Source organism: Streptomyces sp. NPDC004610 (assembly GCF_040609715.1).
Taxonomy (GTDB): Bacteria; Actinomycetota; Actinomycetes; order Streptomycetales; family Streptomycetaceae; genus Streptomyces.
Map to the genome: position 1 here is coordinate 40,565 of NZ_JBEXLA010000003.1, position 15,417 is coordinate 55,981.

Genomic DNA, 15,417 nt, shown 5'->3' on the forward strand with positions numbered 1-15,417 from the left:
GCCCGTCCTCCTCCCCCCCAGGGGCGGACCATCCGATGTGCGCCGCCGCGCGCGTGAAGTGAATGAACGGCGGCGGTCCGGCCAACTCACCCTCCCCTGCTGCCCCTTGGCGTGCCCGGCACCGCATACTCCTTGCGGTTCCGTCCGCTACCAGGGAGGCAGAGCATGGCCCTCACCACCCGTCGCAGAGCCCTCACCACCCTCGGCGCCGCCCTCGCGGGCCCGGTCGTCCTTCCCGGCGCCACCGCGCTCGCGGGTGAGAAGGAGCACCGCGGCCCGCGCCCCCTGTGGCGGGCCCACGCCCACAACGACTACGAGCACCCCCGCCCCCTCCTCGACGCCCTCGACCACCGCTTCGGCAGCGTCGAGGCCGACATCTTCCTCGTCGGCGACCAGCTCCTCGTGGCCCACGACCCCGAGGATCTCGACCCGGCCCGCACCCTGGAGTCCCTCTACCTGGACACGCTCGCCGCGCGGGTCAAGGCCCACAAGGGGTCCGTGTACCGAGGGCACCGCGGTTCCCTCCAACTCCTCATCGACATCAAGACCGAGGGCGCCGCCACCTATCTCGAACTCGACCGCCATCTCCAGCGGTACAAGAACCTCTTCACGACCTACCACCGCGGCCGGGTGCGGCCCGGCGCCGTCACCGCCGTGATCTCCGGCGACCGCGCGGCCCGGGTCCCGATGGCGGCCCAGACCACCCGCCGCGCCTTCTACGACGGCCGCCTCGCCGACCTCGGCGGCCCCGCCCCCGCCTCCTTCGCCCCACTGATCAGCGACAACTGGACGCTGAACTTCACCTGGCGGGGCGTCGGCCCGTTCCCGGCCGCCGAGCGGCAGAAGCTGCGCACGATCATCGACACGGCCCACGCCCGAGGCCAGAGGGTCCGGTTCTGGGCCACCCCGGACCTCCCGGGCCCCGCCCGGGACGCCCTGTGGACGGAACTGCTGGCGGCGGACGTGGACCACCTCAACACGGACGATCTGCTGGGGCTGGAGGCGTTCCTCGACGAGTGGGACTGAGGGCCCGGCCGTCCTCGCCCGCTGAACACCACACGTTCGGCGGTCAGGTCAGCCGCCCGGACAAACCCTCCGCTACGCCACACTTACGGCCGAACGCCGCGAAGTGAACGTGGCGGAGGAGGTTCATCATGGCCATTTCCATCTCTGCGACGCTGCTGCTCCTGATCCTCGCCGCGGTCTTCCTGCGCAACGGCGGCCTGAAGCTCACCCACGCCGTGGTGTGCGGGCTGCTCGGCTTCTCCCTCGCGGGAACGAGCGTCGCACCGACGATCTACAGCGGTATGACGGCGACGGCGGACATCGTGAGCAGCCTGCGCCCCTGAGCCCCGTCCCGTGTGTACTCCTGCTCCTGACCCGCCCCGAGCCTGGTGGGGCGAGTCCACCCTGCTCCTGACCTGCCCCGAGGCTGGTGGGGCGGGTCCACCCTGCTCCTGACCCGCCCCGAGGCTGGTCGGGCGATTCCGCTCTGCTCCTGAACGGGCGGGCCCCCCGACTCCTGACCCGCCCCGAGACTAGGGCGTGTCCGCCGCCGCCCCCGAGAACACCCCGATCCCGTTCGGTACGGCCCTTTCCGCCCCGGCGCTGGGGTGGTTGCGTACGGTCACGGAGGCGCCGCCCGGGTCGCGGGCGACCAGCGTGGAGGATCCGCCGCCGTCCAGGCCGAAACCGTCGGTGGCGCCTAGGTCCCGGAGCAGCCGGGCGACCTCGGCGACGGTGAGCCCGGCCTGTCCGGCCGTCCCGTCCACGGCGAACAGGAACAGCCGCCGTCCGCCGTCCGCGATCCCGGCCGCGGTCCGTACGGCGGCCGTACGGTCGTCGAGTCCGGGCAGCGGCTGTCCGCCCCGCAGCACCGGGCAGCCGCCGATGGCGAGCCGAGGGGGCTGCCGGGAACCCGAGCCCGTCAGACGGTGGCTGACCCGGACCCGCTCACCCACCTCGTACGCGCGGAGCCGGTGCGCGCCCGCCTCCCGGCCGACCAGCACGGTGGTGCCGGCGGGGATGGCGCCCGTGCCGGGCCGCCCGGCGGTGCCGACGACCCGTCCGCCGCGGACCGTGACCTCGTGGGTGTCCGCGCTGCACGGCGCGGCCCGGTCGGTGTCCGTGCCGCAGGTCGCGCGCAGCCGGGAGGCGCTGCCCCAGTCGTCGGTGAAGGCGCCGACGGAACCGACCGGCAGGGCGTACTGGTTGAGCCCGCCGAGCGCCATCGAGCCCCCGTCACCGCCGACCGACCCCGTCAGCGTCAGCCGGTCGATCCTGACCCGCCGGTCGCGCCCGACGGTGAGCACGTCCTCGGTGTCGGTGCCGGGCGGCGGCGCGGGCCCGAACCGCTGCCCGTCGGGCACCGCCCCCTTGAGCACCTTGCCGCGCGCGACCGCCGGACCGACGCTCGCCCCGGTCGCCGTCACGCCCGGATGCTGCGTTTCGCTGATGTTGAAGAAGTCCCCGTTGACCCCGGCGACGGCCCCCTGCCGGTCCGCCATCACCGACACCGCGGCCCGCGAGGCGACCTTCCCCGGGTACAGCAGCCCCAACTGGACTCCGGGGGTGCGGAGATCGACGGTGAGGAGATGGATCCGGGTGGGCCCCTTGGCAACCTCCAGCTCACGGGACTCGTAGACGACACCCGGCGCCACCACCGTCGTCGCGCCGGACAGTGCCGCGGCGGGCACCGACCCGACGAGCACGACACCGCCCAGCGCACCCACCACCGCGACCGCCCCGAGCGCCGCTCGTCCCGTCCCGGACCACTCCCACCGACGTGCCACCGTGCCCCCCGAGGGTCCGTCAACCGTGCCAGGAAACGGGGTGAGTGAATCAGACCCGGGTGACGGCGGGGGCGACGCCGGGCTGACGCGACGTGAATCCATGACGGAACGGCGTATGGGGGGCGGGAATACGGGGGTGCCGGTGTCGGCCGGGCGCCGGGTCCCTTAATTTGCCTCGCATGAGCAAAGACGCTTCCTCCTCGGTGAGGACTTTCCGCGATCTGGTCTCGGCCGGGGAATGGGCGGAGCTGACCCGTGCTCCGGCCAGGCCTCGTGCGGCGGACGAGGTGCTGTTACGCCAGGGTGATCCGGGGACGCAGGTGATCGCCCTGATCAGCGGGCTGGTGAAAGTGGTGCATGTGGACCGGGACGGCCGACAGCGGCTGTTGGCGTTCCGGGGGCCCGGCGAGATCCTCGGGGAGATGGCGCTCCAGCACGGCGGAGGGCGGCTCGCGTACGTACGGGCCATGAGCGAATGCAAGGTCGCCATCCATCTCGCGACGGACTTCCGGGAGTTCGTCGGTCGTCATGGACTCGCTCCCCGGATCGCGGAGCTGGTGTCCCTGCGGTTGCGGGAGCAGACGGAGGTCCATGACGGGGCGGTCCACGAGCGGCTCGCCCTGGCGCTGCTCCGGCTGTTCGAGATCTCCGGTGAGCGGTCCTTCTCGGTCACCCGGGACGAACTGGGGCAGCACATCGGGGTGAGCCGGAACTACGTCACCAAGGCCCTGGAGCATCTGGGCCCTGACCTGGTGCGGTTCGACAAGAACCGTATCGAGGTGATCAGTCCGGAGGGGCTGAGGAAGATCTGATTGCGTGGCCCAGGTCACATGCGGTCCGCACGCGTGAAGCGGACCGATCGCCCGGCCGCCGAGAAGCTCGAAGCGCACGACCACCCGACGGACCGTCGTCCCCGCCCGCACCCTCAACAGCCGGGCGGGGCCTCACCGAGGAGTGACACATGCGCGAGCAGCACATCGGCACACCGCCCCAGGACGGCGTGGCCCGCTACACCCGCAGCCGCCCCCTGCCCCCGTACCGGGGCATCTTCGCCGTGGACGCCAAGGGCTTCACGGGCCGGCCCGCCGTCGAGCACGAGGGCATCAGCCGTGCCGTCCCCGAGCTGCTGGAGACCGCCTTCGCCAGGGCGGGGCTGCGGGAGCTGTGGAACGACCGCAGGTTCCCCGCCACGACCGGCGACGGATATGTCTTCGGGTTCGATCCGTCCCTGATGCCCTTCGTGGTCCATCCCCTGCTGCACACCCTCCAGGAGGTACTGACCGACTACAACGTCCTGTCGCACGGCGCCCTCCCCATCAGGCTCCGGGCCAGCCTGCACATCGGTCCGCTGCCGGACACCGGCGACGAGTACGGCGGCAACGGCACCGCCCGCAACGACACCCACCGGCTCCTGGACTCACGCCCCGTCAAGGCCGTGCTGGCCTCGCACAAGGAGAACATCACGCACGTCGCCGCGATCCTCTCCCACCGCTGCTACGAGGACACCGTCGCCGGCGGGTACACCGGCCGTCACCCCGACCACTTCGTGGAGGTGGCCGCCACGGTCGAGGGCAAGCCGTTCGCCCAGCAGGCGTGGATCTACGTACCCCAGCCGTCGGGACCGCTGTACGAGTACGAGTACGGCGGGGGCGGGTCCGGGACGGCGGACGGAGGGCGGGGCAAGGGGGGCGAGGGGGACGCTTCGCCCGAGCGGGAGCCGGAGCGGGAGGCCGCCGTCCCCGGCGCGCAGGTCAGCAACAGCGCGCCCAACGGCAACATCAACACGGGAACCGTCCACGGCGGGCAGAGCGTCGGCAATTATCACGTCGCCGGGGACCAGGTCCAGGGGAACAAGGCGGGGCGCGTACGGGGGTTCCAGGGGGACCAGGTGCGGGGCGACAAGTATCAGGGGCGGCAGTGATTCCGCAGCAGACGGCGCCCCCGGAGGCCGGGGAGGAGCCGCGGTCAACCGGGCCCGAGCTGGAGGCCCCCGACTTCCCCGAGCTGCTCGACTCCCTTGAGGGCCCGGCGCGGTTCGTGGTGTACGCCCCCGGCGGGAACATCAACAACGGCTCCGTCCATGGCGGTCAGGGTGTCCGCAACGGGCCGGGCGACGAGCGGCGCGCGGCCGGGGAAGCCCGGGGGACCCGGGTGCGCGAAGGCCCGATCCCGGAGACGGAGGTCAGCGCGGCCGGCTTCGGATTCGCCCGGCCGGCCTGGTTTCCCGCCGCCCTGGCCGAACTGGAGCGGGGCGTCCTGTTCCTGGCCGGGCGTCCGGGCTCCGGCCGCCGTACCGCGGCACTCAATCTGCTCCGCGAGTGCGGCGGGGACGGCGCTCCGCTGCGGGCGCTGGACGGGGTCACGGAGCTGGACCGCTGGCGGCCCACCGACTCCACGGCCCGCGGCTATCTGATGGACGGACTCTTCCCCAGCCGCCCGCTCGGCCCCGGAGTCCTCGGCCATCTGCGGTTCCTGCTCCAGGAGGCCGGATCGCGGATGGTGATCGTCCTGCCCGACGACACCGCTCTGCTGCGCCGCCTGGAACAGGACCTCCATGTCCGCCCGGTCGGCTGCGAGCCGCCACCGCCCTCCCAGGTGTTCGGCGCCCGGTTCGCGGCGGTCGTACCGGACCAGCGTGAGCGGGAACGGCTGCTGGCCGCGCTCACCGGCGAGGAACTCGGCGAACTCCTGGCCCCCGAACTGGTCCCCGCCGAAGTGGCCGAACTCATCGACGCCATCGTCGCGGCCGACGGGGAGGCGAAGGCACTGGGCGATCTGCGCGCCCGGCTCAGCTACCGGGCCGAGCGGGAAGTGCCGGAACTCGTCGCCGCGCTGCGCGAGGACCCGGAGGCCCTGGCCTTTCTGCTGACCGTCTGTGTCTACGAAGGACTGGACCACCGGATCGTCCGGAGCGAGGCCGAACGGCTGCTGCAACTCTCCGAGGGGCGGCTCGACGCGCTGCTGCCCGCGACGGACCCCCAGGGCGGCGAGAAGGCCGAACGCCCCAATCCGGACTTCGTCTTCCGGCGCTCCCTCACCGAACTGCTCCGCTCGGTCCACGCGATCCAGCAGCCGCGCGAGATCCGCGCCCAGGGCGCCTACGCGCATGCGGTGGAGCCCGTCGTGTTCATCCGGTACGGGCAGGCGGAGGCCGTCCTGCGGCATGTGTGGCGGGAGTACGGACGGCTGTCGGAGCTGTTGGTGAGATGGCTGCGCGATGTGCGCCGCGACAGTGAGCTGACCCTGCCCGTGGGCCGGGTCATGGGCCTGGCGGCGAGCTGGGGCGGAGGACGCCGGGCCCTGCACCACATCGAGGCCCTCGCCGACTCCGAGCGCACCACCGGCCGCGTCATCGCCGCGCACGCCCTGGGGATCGCGGCCGAGGACCCGGTACTGGCCGCGGAGGTGCGGTACCGCATCGAGAGCTGGAGCGGTGTGGTCGACTCGCGGCTGCGGACCACGGTGGCGTTCGCGTGCGGCGCCGAGTTCGGGCTGTCCCGGCCCGGTCTCGCCCTGCGGCTGCTCCACCGGCTCGTCCGCCGGGCCGTCTCCGACGGTGATCCGGACGCGGCGGACGGGCGGGGGGATCCGGTCCTCCACGCCGTACGTGCGGCGGTCCAGCGGCTGTTCCGGGCCGGCCATGAGAGAAGGGTGTTCCACTGGCTCGCCGACATGGTGGACTCCGACGAGGACCCCGCGGAATACGCGCGCGTACTGATCAGTGATCTCCTGTTCCACCGCCGCTGGTTTCAGCGGCAACTCGCCGACGGTACCGAGGACGGGATTCTCATCACCCGGATGATCCAGGGTGCGCTGAATTCCGATAGCACCTTCCAGACCACGTGCCGGGCCTTGCTGGGATGGGCCGACGTGGCACGCTGGGACAGCACCCTGTTCCGGGCGGTGGAGACCCTTTTCGATGAACTGGAAAGCGGGATGCGCAAGGGCGAGTTCCGGCTCTTCGTCGAGATGAACCGGGAAGCGGCCGAGGGCTGGGCAGGGCTGCGGAGCGCACGGAGCGCGCTCTCCGACTGGCGCAGCGGTGTCAGGCGGGTGGCGGCGTGAACGAGGAGACGGCCGAACCTCTCTACGTCCGCACCGCCCGGCGGCCCTGGCGGGAGATCGTCGGACACCGCTGGTCCGGCACACGGGACTGGTGCCTGGTCCTGAAAGACACCGCCGGTGACTACTTCGTCCAGGGCCGCCGGGGCGACCCCGACGAGGCAGGCGCGTACCTGCCCCCGCTCGAAGACGCCGGGGCCCCCGGGATGGGCGGGGACTACCCCGACGTCTTCCGGGTGGACACCACCGAACACGTGGACACCCGGGCCGTCGGCCTCCCCACCGTCTACGGCACCGAATCGGTGGAACTGTGGGTGTCCTGGTGGGTGCACGACCCGGTACGTGTGGTCCGCACCCGGACCCTTCATGGCTGGCATGTGGTCCGTACCCACCTCACAAGAACCCTGAGGCACCTGGCCGAGGCCCAGACCCTGGCCGGGAACGGACTCGGAGCACCCGAGATCATGCGTCACCTCAGCGCGCCCCAGCGGGTCGAGGAGTCCGGACTCAGCTACCGCGTGTTCGATGTACGGCTCCGGGAGACCGGTGAGGAACTGAGCCTCGGCCAGGAGGAGAACCAGGGGGTCCGCTACTCCTGGACGCCCAGCCGCAGCGGTGAGTACGAGTTCTGTCTCCAGGCGCTGCACGCCGGGCCGGTCTCCCTCGCCGCGCTCTGGCTCCTGAGGCACCCGGACCAGGTGAGCCAGGTCCTGGACTGGGCGGTCCGCCATCAGGACCTGCTCAGCCCGCCGCGTACGGACTGGCAGGAGGAACTCGCCGTCCTGCTCGGCACGCTGAGCGAGCAGGAACGCAAGGAGATCTCCTGGCTGCTTCGCGACCGGATCGCACTGCTGGGGCATCGGGTTCCTGAGGGTGGAGGTGTGTGAGCGGGGGAGGTACGAGCCGGTTCCTCGGACGCTTTCCCGGGCTTTTCCTCGGATTTGTTGGGCACGCCGCGATCGAGCGGCGTGCCCCTTTTTTTGTGCTGGTTCGGGCGTGTGATGCACGTCCCTCGGTGAACGCACTTTGCGAGCGGTGCTGTCCCCCGGACTGCGGGAGTCTCGTGGCGTCCAGGAAATGACGCGCGATCACCTGCGGGTGTTCGTCCGGAGAGGAATCACATGCGAGCGGAAAACTCCGATGAGGTGGGAAAGGTGATTCCTTTTCTTCCCTTTCTTCAGGATCACCCGGTCCCGAACACCGAGCAGGAGCCGAGTGGGGCCCCGCATCAGGAAGCGTCCGCAGAGGCGTCGCCGGACGCAGCTGCCGAACCGGCGGTTCACGGCCCCCTCGTCCTGAACGCCGAGCGCGGGATCATCAACACCGGCACCGTCCACGGCGGACAGCACCACACCACCGTCGAGCAGCCCCGGCCGCCGTCTCACCGGGGCCGGCGATGACAGCTGACATCCCGCAGCCGCGTGATCTCGACGCCCTTTCCTCGGCGCTCGCCGCAGGCCCGATCGAGGTCCTCACCCCGGCCTTGGCCGCGGGCCGGGCGATGCTGATCAACGCCCCGAACGGCACCATCAACACAGGGCTGATGACCGGTGGCCAACGGCAGGTCGTGGCCACCGCCCCGGGAGTCGGCGACACCGGCCCGACGCCCATGCGGCAGGGCCCCGTACGGGCGAAGGATCTCGCGGTGGCCAGGCGGCGCTTCGTCGCACCGCCCGGATCCGGGGACGTCCTCGCCTCGCTCGGCTCCGGTGTCGCCGTGCTCGTCGGCGACCCGGGGACCGGACGCGAGACCCACGCCCTCAACCTGCTGGCCCACGGAGTGGAGGAGCCCGTACTCGTCCAGGTGGACGGGGCGGTCAACCTCCCCCGGTGGACCCCCCGGCCGAGCGGGGTGCACGGCTATCTGGTGATGGACCCCCCCGATCCCTTCGCCTGGCGGTCCTGGGACCTGGCCCGGCTGGAGATCTCGCTCACGGAGGCGGACGCACGGCTCCTCATCGTGCTGGCCGACGCCCCCGGGCTGGTCAGCACCCTCGGCGACAGGATCGGCGTACCAGTGCTGCGGCATCTGGCCCCCGACCCGCGGAAGGTCTTCGCCGCGCACCTGTCGGACCTGTGCCCCGACGACAGCGTGCGGGCCGGACTGCTGAACGCCCCGCCGGACCTGCTCGCCGAGCTGCTGCCGCTGGGCCTGCCACCGCGCTACGCGGCTCGCGCGGCCGAGACCGTGACCGCTGTGGCGGCTGCAGGGCCGGGCGAGGGCTCCGACGGGAACGTCCTGTGCGTGCTCGCCCGCGCGGAGGTCCCGGCACTGCTGGTCCGCGCGCGGGAGGACCCCGTTCATCTGGCGCAATTGCTCGCCCTCACGGTCTACGGGGGGCTCGACCTCCGTGTCGTCGAGGAGCGGGCGGCGGAGCTGCTGAGACTGGCCGAGTGCGAGGACCGGGGGGCGGCCGTGACGGCACCTCGCGGTGGAGCCGGCGGTGGAGGCGGGCAGGAGTGCGGACAGAAGTCCGGCGGCGGAGGCGGGCAAGGGCTTGCCGGTGGTGGCGGGCAGGGTCTCGGTGGTGGAGGCGGGCAGGGCGCCGTCGCGACCCGGCAACGGCCCCTGACCGACAATCTGCGCGCGCTCGCCGCGCGACGGACACCGCCGACGGAGGTCGGGGATCCGGACACCGTGGCGTTCCACTGGCCCGCCACGGGCTATGCCCTCTGGGAGGCCCTCTGCCGTGACCATGTCGAACTGATGCCGCTGTTGCACACCTGGCTGGCCGGGACCGGTCATGAACCGGACCATGTCGAGCGGGCCGCGCGGGCGGTCGTCGCGATGGCGGCGGGCACGGGCGGCCGCAGCCTGGAACATCTGCGCGCCATGGCCCTCGTGCCAGGAGGGTACGCCGTCGAAGTGGCCGCGCGGAGCCTGGGGACGGCCGTCCGCCGCACCGGGGCGGCGGCGGGGGCCGAGAGCCTGCTCGACGCGTGGAGCGTCGCGGCCGAGGCGCCGCTGCGCACCGCGGTGGCCCTGGCTTGCCGCTCCGACCATGGCGGACTGTCCGCGGGGCACGTGCTGCGGCTGACGGAAAGGCTGTCGGGGACGTTCGACGGCGGTCCGGGAGACCCGGGCGTCGCCATCACCGTCGTGGACATGCTGGCCCAGCGCTTTGCCACCGGCGGTACTGGGGAACGGGCCGGTCTCCTGGGCCGGTTGCGGGACTGGACAGAGACCGAGGGCGTTCTCGATCTGCTCGCCGCCCTCGCCTTTCCCGCGATGGCCGCCGCCACGGATTTCCGCTGGTGGACGAGCCGTATCCAGGACGGGGAGACGGCCGCGGCAGAGACCGTCGTGCTCACGGCTCACGCCCTCAACGAGCCCACCGCGTTCCCGTCCATGCGCGATGTCCTCATCCTCTGGTGCCGACCCTCCGACGGCACGGCCGTGCCGGACCCGACGGTGGAGGCCCTGCTGCGGGGCCTGACGGCAGCCCGGCAGCCCGGGTTCCTCCGCTGGCTCCTCGCCGTCGAGCGCGGCCCCGATCCCCTCCCCGGCAAAGACCTCGCACGCCGCCTGCTGAGGGAGTGGCGCGGCACGCCCTCGCCCGGACAGAACCAGAACCAGACCCAGACGGATTGAATCGGAGGCACCGATGTCCTTTCCCGCCCCACCGGGGCTTTTCGCCACCATCGAGCGCGCGTGCGCCGACCGAGACCCGGCACCGGCGCTCCGGCGTGTCGGCTCGGTCGAGAGCGCGTGCGCCGGCCAGGACCAGACGCCGCAACTCCGTCGCATCGGCCCGATCGAGCGCCGGTGCGACGACCGGCACCCGACACCGGTACTTCAGCACTCCGGCACATCGGCCCCGAGCGAGGGTGCGCCACCCTCGCAGAGTCCGCCGCCACAGGGGTTGCCGCCCATGCCGGGACTGCCGCCCACACCGGGACCGTCACCCGCGCAGGGGTCGTCACCCGCGCAGGGACCGCCCTCCGAATGGGGAGCGCCCCTCACACTCCACCAGGCCCGGCGTCTGCTCTACGACCGCTCCACGCATCCCGCCGAGCGAGGCGCACTGTGGCGGCAGATCGCCGCACGCGCCCACAACACCGCCGATCCGGCCGCCGCTCCGGCTGACTGGCCGCTGGCGGCCGTCTGGCTGGGACTCCCCGGCCTCTTCCGCACCGCCCACCGGATCACGCGGGACCTCGGCGCCGCACGCGACGACGTCGAGTCGGAACTCATCACCTGCTACCTGGAGGCGCTGGCGGAGGTCAGGGAGCGCACGACGGATTCGGGCGGGCGCGTCGGGGGCTCGGATCCAGGCGGAACCGGCGACGGCCCGAGCCCGCTCAGCATGGACCCGGATGCCTCGGGCGGGGACCCCGGCGGGTACGTGCTGCGCTCTGCCTGTTCCCGGGCATGGACCCTGTTCCGGAGGGCCCGCCCCGAGGTCGCCGTGGACGACATCGAGACCCAGGGCCGTCGCGAGACCGACGCGTCCGGACCGTGGCAGGTCGACTACGACCCGCCCGGACTCTCGGCCACCGTCCGGTTCCTCGTGCCCGCCGAGCGGGTCGAGGGGGTCCGGATCGGCGCGCTCGCCGAGGCATGGGGTCTCGCCGAAGACGCCACCTGCACCGGCTACTCGGGCCGGGGCCGTGGAGTCGCCACCCTCGCCCTGCGACGCGCCGGGAGGAACCGGTGACCGACCGCCCCGACACGACCCTCACCTTCCGCGAGATCTTCAACCTCCCTGTCAGTGTCGACCTCCGCACCGCCGCCCGAGCGTTCGGCATGTGCCTGGGCACCGCCTACCGGCTGATCGCCCACGATGCCTTCCCCTGCCCCACGGTCCGGGTCGGCCGACGCCACCGCGTGCTCACCGTGGACCTGCTGAGCGCCCTCGGTATCGAGGAACGCCCCGTCTTCGCCGACGAGATCACCGACGGCGTCGCCCTCACCCTCTTCGACTGAACCCCGGCACACCACCGTCCCTTCCGCCCCGCTCAAGGAGCCCCTCATGCCCAACTGCCTGGCCATCGCAGCGACCGCCGCCGCCGGCCCCCCGCTGCCCACCGGGGACGATCGATCCACCCTCTTCTACGACACCGTCGTACGGCCCACCTGTGACCAACTGGGCCTTACCCTCCTGCGGGCCGACGAACTCTCGAACGCCGGACTGCCCGCCGACCAGTTGCTGCGCCTGGCGACCGAGGTCGATGTCGTCGTGGCCGACCTGTGCGGTTCCGGCGAGGAACTGGTCTTCGCGCTCGGCATGCGCCACGCCCTCGGCCGGTGCACGGTTCTGGTCACCGAGGGTGCCAACCGCGTTCCGGGCACCACAGGGACACCCTCCATCGCCTTGCCGCCCGGCACCACCGATGCGCTCACGGCCCGGGATCAACTCATCGCCGTGCTGAGCGACGCCGTCCACAGGGCGGGAGCGGTTGGGGTGGAGGGCGGGACGGCCATGGTGCCGCCGCCCTTGCCCGCACCGGGCCCGACACCGTCGCCCGGCGCCGGGCCGACGGGTGAGCCCGCCGAGGACGCCCCCGGATTCTTCGACCTGGCCTTCGAGGCCGAAGCCCAACTGGACGCCATCACTGGCGACATGGCCGATGTGGAGGCCGCTATCGCCGATCTCGTGGCCATGGTGGAACTCGTCGGAGAGGAGATGGCCCGTATCAACCATCCCGGCGCCTCTTCGAGGATGAAACGTGCGGTGATCCACCGTCTGGCCAAGGCCATCGACGGACCGGCCATCGACCTCGAAGCGGCGGCCGAACAGTTCGCCCAGCGTATGGGGGTCGCCGTCGGTGCCTTCGGCTCCCTCCTTGAGTGGACCGCGAACACCCCGCGCAGTGAATGGCCCGACAGTGTGCCGCACCTTCTGGACAGCGTCGTCTCGGCCTCCTCCGACGTACAGGGCGCGGCCGACGGCTATGAACAGATGACGGCGGTGATCGGCATGATGGGCGCGGCCAGTCGGCAACTGCGTGGTCCGGGCCGCCGTATCTCCAGGTCACTCCAGGTCATCTTCCGAAGTGTGGCCGTCTTCCAGGAATGGCGGGTCACGGCTCTGGCGCTGCGGCAATCCTGACGGCAGCCGCCGGGCCGAACCCCGCCCCGAGTGCCGGAAACCGGGAGTGCCATGGACGAACCGGCCACTCCGTGCCGGACCCTCACACGGACACGGACCGAACCAGTCCCATGTACCGCTCCCAGTCCCACAGCGGTCCCGGGTCCGTGTGGTCCGTGCCCGGTATCTCGTAGTGGGCGATGATGTGGGCGCGGTCCCGGGGTATCGCGTGCCGGTCGCATATCGAGGCCGTCAGACGGGCGGAGCTGTCGTACAGGGCGTCGGTGAAGTACGCCGGCCGGTCGACCCAGCCCTCGTGCTCGATGCCGATGCTGCGGGTGTTGTAGTCCCAGTTTCCCGCGTGCCAGCCGATGTCGGACTCACGGACGCACTGGGCGACATGGCCGTCGTGCGACCGGACGACGTAGTGGGCGGACACCTCCTTGTCCGGGCGCTGGAAGACGGAGAGTGTGCCGCCGTAGCTCGCCTGGGCCACGTGGATGACCACGAAATCCACGGGGTGGTCCGTGGGGCGGTCGGCCGGGGTGTAGTGGGCGCGGTGCGCGGGCTGCCACTCGCCGGGCGGGTAGTCGGGTGCCTGGGCGACCGCGCCCGCTCGGGGAGTGGGCAGGAGGGCGTAGGGGACGGCGGCGAGTGCGGCGCCCCTCAGGAGGCGCCGACGGCCGGGCGCGGGGGCCGGCGGAGGGTGGGGCTCGGGCGGTGCGGGGGGATTTCGCCGGTCGCTCGTCACTGACGCTGCTCCGATCTCTGCGGCCCGGTCGGTCGGGGCGGGCCTTGGTCCACGCGGCTCACCTGCGCACCGGGTCGGTGCGCGCCGCGTGCGATTCACGGTAGGTCGCCCGGCGGGCGAGTGGCGGGGCCGACGTGAATCCGTGGACGGGGGGCGGGTTGTGGATATCTCGGCCACCCGAAGGGGTGACGTGGGGGGAGGGGTTGACGGTTGCGGGCGGTGACCAGGTCGTCGGGGGTCGGCCGGTGTGGGGCTGGCTCTAGCCCCGTCCCGCCACCGCTCCCGGGTCGTCCAGCACCCCGCGCACCACCGAGTGCGCCGCTCCCAGCAGCGGTCCCTCCGAGCCCAGCCGTGACACCGTCACCGGGCAGGCCCGGCCCGCCGTGCGGCCCTCCAGTTCCTCGCGGAGGGACGGCAGCAGCCAGGGGGCCAGCGCGGCGAGAGCGCCGCCCAGCACCACACTTCCGGGGTCGAGGAGATTCACCGCGCCGGTCAGGGCGATGCCGAGGGCCTGCCCCGCGTCGCGCAGCGCCCCTCGCACATAGGTGTCCCCCCGTTCGGCCCGCTCGGCGAGCAACTCCACGCGATTGTCGCCGGGTTCGATGCCCGCGGCCCGCAGCACCGCCTCCTCGCCTGCGTACTGCTCCAGACAGCCCCGTCCGCCGCACGCGCACGCGGGCCCGTCGGGGTGGACCGGCACATGGCCCAGCTCGCCCGCGAAACCCCGGGTGCCGCGCAGCAACCGTCCGTCGACGACCACGGACGCGCCGATACCGATCTCCGCCGAGACATGCAGGAAGTCGCGCGGGGTGTCCTCGCCGAGCCAGAGTTCGGCCAGCCCGCCGAAGTTGGCCTCGTTGTCGACGACGGGCGGCAGCTCGGGCGGGAACAGCGCGGCGAGGTCGGTGTCGCGCCAGTCCAGGTTCGGGGCGCGCACGACCGTCCGGGCGTCCACGGCGACCAGACCGGGGACGGCCACGGCGAGTCCCGCCGCCCACAGCCCCTCCCGTTCCGCGTCGGCGACGACCCGGTGCAGCAACGCGGTCAGCTCCTCGGCCACCGGCTGCGGGGCCCGCCCCCGGTTGGGACCCCGGTGCACGGCCCGTGCCCGGACCCGGCCGCGCAGATCCACCGCGCAGACCGCGAGATGGTCGACGCCGATCTCCGCGCCGATACCAGCGGGGCCGCGCCCGCTGACGGCCAGCGCCGAGCCGGGGCGGCCCACCCGGCCGGGCCGCTCGGGGCCGAGTTCGTCCAGCAGACCGGCGCGGACCAACTCGTCCACCAGCGTGGAGACCGCCGCGCGGGTCAGCCCGATACGGGAGGCGACCGCGGCACGTGACAGCGGCCCCTCCGCGCTCACCGTGTGCATCACGCGCGCGAGATTGCGCCGCCGCATGCCTTGCTGGGTGTCGGGCAGCGCGCGTCCGGGACCGGCTGAGTGTGCCTCGTGCAGCGGTGCGGTCATGCCTTCGTCAGTCCTCAGTGGCTCCGGCCACCCGCGCACGCGCGCGGGCGGGTTGGCATTTCGGCGACGACACTCGGTCGGGGACGACACTCGGTCGTCGGGGGCGCCGGGTCGTCGGACCGGCGTCGGTCGGGGCGTTCGGCTCGTTCAGCCCGTTCGGTCCGTTCAGCCGTCGGGTGGTCGTGCTTCGGGTGCCGGGCTCCCTTGTCCGCCGGCCCCCGGTCTCCGTTTGGTCGCCGTCGCCGTCGCCGTCGCCATCGTTCGCCTGTGACACCGACACCGCCCCGGCCTACCCCGTCCCGCCCTGCCCCG

Annotated in this window: 14 protein-coding genes; 11 read left to right on the forward strand and 3 right to left on the reverse strand. The window is 72.6% G+C overall.

Annotation, left to right across the window (positions count from 1 at the left end):
* The first annotated feature begins 165 nt into the window (after positions 1-165).
* Entirely contained in the window at positions 166-1,026 is an 861-nt protein-coding gene (locus ABZX40_RS04270; protein WP_355736964.1) for a phosphatidylinositol-specific phospholipase C/glycerophosphodiester phosphodiesterase family protein, read from the forward strand.
* 128 nt (positions 1,027-1,154) lie between these two features.
* Complete coding sequence (locus ABZX40_RS04275; protein ID WP_355736967.1) at positions 1,155-1,349, forward strand: hypothetical protein; 195 nt, start codon at positions 1,155-1,157, stop codon at positions 1,347-1,349.
* Positions 1,350-1,538: 189 nt separating this feature from the next.
* Here ABZX40_RS04275 and ABZX40_RS04280 read toward each other — a convergent pair whose 3' ends face one another.
* Positions 1,539-2,792 (reverse strand): phosphodiester glycosidase family protein, encoded by a 1,254-nt coding sequence (locus ABZX40_RS04280; RefSeq protein ID WP_355736969.1) that lies wholly within the window; start codon positions 2,790-2,792, stop codon positions 1,539-1,541.
* A gap of 179 nt (positions 2,793-2,971) precedes the next feature.
* Between ABZX40_RS04280 and ABZX40_RS04285 the strand changes: the two genes are divergently transcribed.
* From ABZX40_RS04285 to ABZX40_RS04325, 9 genes are all read left to right on the forward strand, one after another.
* Positions 2,972-3,604 (forward strand): Crp/Fnr family transcriptional regulator, encoded by a 633-nt coding sequence (locus ABZX40_RS04285; RefSeq protein ID WP_355736972.1) that lies wholly within the window; start codon positions 2,972-2,974, stop codon positions 3,602-3,604.
* Positions 3,605-3,753: 149 nt separating this feature from the next.
* Positions 3,754-4,713, forward strand: a complete 960-nt coding sequence (locus ABZX40_RS04290) for a hypothetical protein (protein ID WP_355736975.1) — start codon at positions 3,754-3,756, stop codon at positions 4,711-4,713.
* Positions 4,710-6,857, forward strand: a complete 2,148-nt coding sequence (locus ABZX40_RS04295) for a hypothetical protein (RefSeq protein WP_355736978.1) — start codon at positions 4,710-4,712, stop codon at positions 6,855-6,857. Before ABZX40_RS04290 ends, ABZX40_RS04295 begins: the two co-directional genes overlap by 4 nt.
* On the forward strand, positions 6,854-7,741 hold the full coding sequence (locus ABZX40_RS04300; protein ID WP_355736981.1) for a hypothetical protein: 888 nt from the start codon (positions 6,854-6,856) through the stop codon (positions 7,739-7,741). Before ABZX40_RS04295 ends, ABZX40_RS04300 begins: the two co-directional genes overlap by 4 nt.
* A 234-nt stretch (positions 7,742-7,975) precedes the next feature.
* Positions 7,976-8,254 carry an S-type pyocin domain-containing protein gene (locus ABZX40_RS04305; RefSeq protein WP_355736984.1) on the forward strand — a complete coding sequence of 93 codons (279 nt, stop codon included), beginning with the start codon at positions 7,976-7,978 and terminating at the stop codon, positions 8,252-8,254.
* Entirely contained in the window at positions 8,251-10,446 is a 2,196-nt protein-coding gene (locus ABZX40_RS04310; protein ID WP_355736987.1) for a hypothetical protein, read from the forward strand. Before ABZX40_RS04305 ends, ABZX40_RS04310 begins: the two co-directional genes overlap by 4 nt.
* Before the next feature lie 280 nt (positions 10,447-10,726).
* Positions 10,727-11,512 carry a hypothetical protein gene (locus tag ABZX40_RS04315; RefSeq protein WP_355736990.1) on the forward strand — a complete coding sequence of 262 codons (786 nt, stop codon included), beginning with the start codon at positions 10,727-10,729 and terminating at the stop codon, positions 11,510-11,512.
* Entirely contained in the window at positions 11,509-11,781 is a 273-nt protein-coding gene (locus ABZX40_RS04320; RefSeq protein ID WP_355736992.1) for a DNA-binding protein, read from the forward strand. Before ABZX40_RS04315 ends, ABZX40_RS04320 begins: the two co-directional genes overlap by 4 nt.
* Before the next feature lie 46 nt (positions 11,782-11,827).
* Entirely contained in the window at positions 11,828-12,907 is a 1,080-nt protein-coding gene (locus ABZX40_RS04325) for a hypothetical protein (RefSeq protein ID WP_355736994.1), read from the forward strand.
* A gap of 82 nt (positions 12,908-12,989) precedes the next feature.
* Here ABZX40_RS04325 and ABZX40_RS04330 read toward each other — a convergent pair whose 3' ends face one another.
* Positions 12,990-13,637 (reverse strand): N-acetylmuramoyl-L-alanine amidase, encoded by a 648-nt coding sequence (locus ABZX40_RS04330; protein ID WP_355736996.1) that lies wholly within the window; start codon positions 13,635-13,637, stop codon positions 12,990-12,992.
* Positions 13,638-13,896: 259 nt separating this feature from the next.
* On the reverse strand, positions 13,897-15,105 hold the full coding sequence (locus tag ABZX40_RS04335; protein ID WP_355736999.1) for an ROK family transcriptional regulator: 1,209 nt from the start codon (positions 15,103-15,105) through the stop codon (positions 13,897-13,899).
* Between the last annotated feature and the right edge of the window lie 312 nt (positions 15,106-15,417).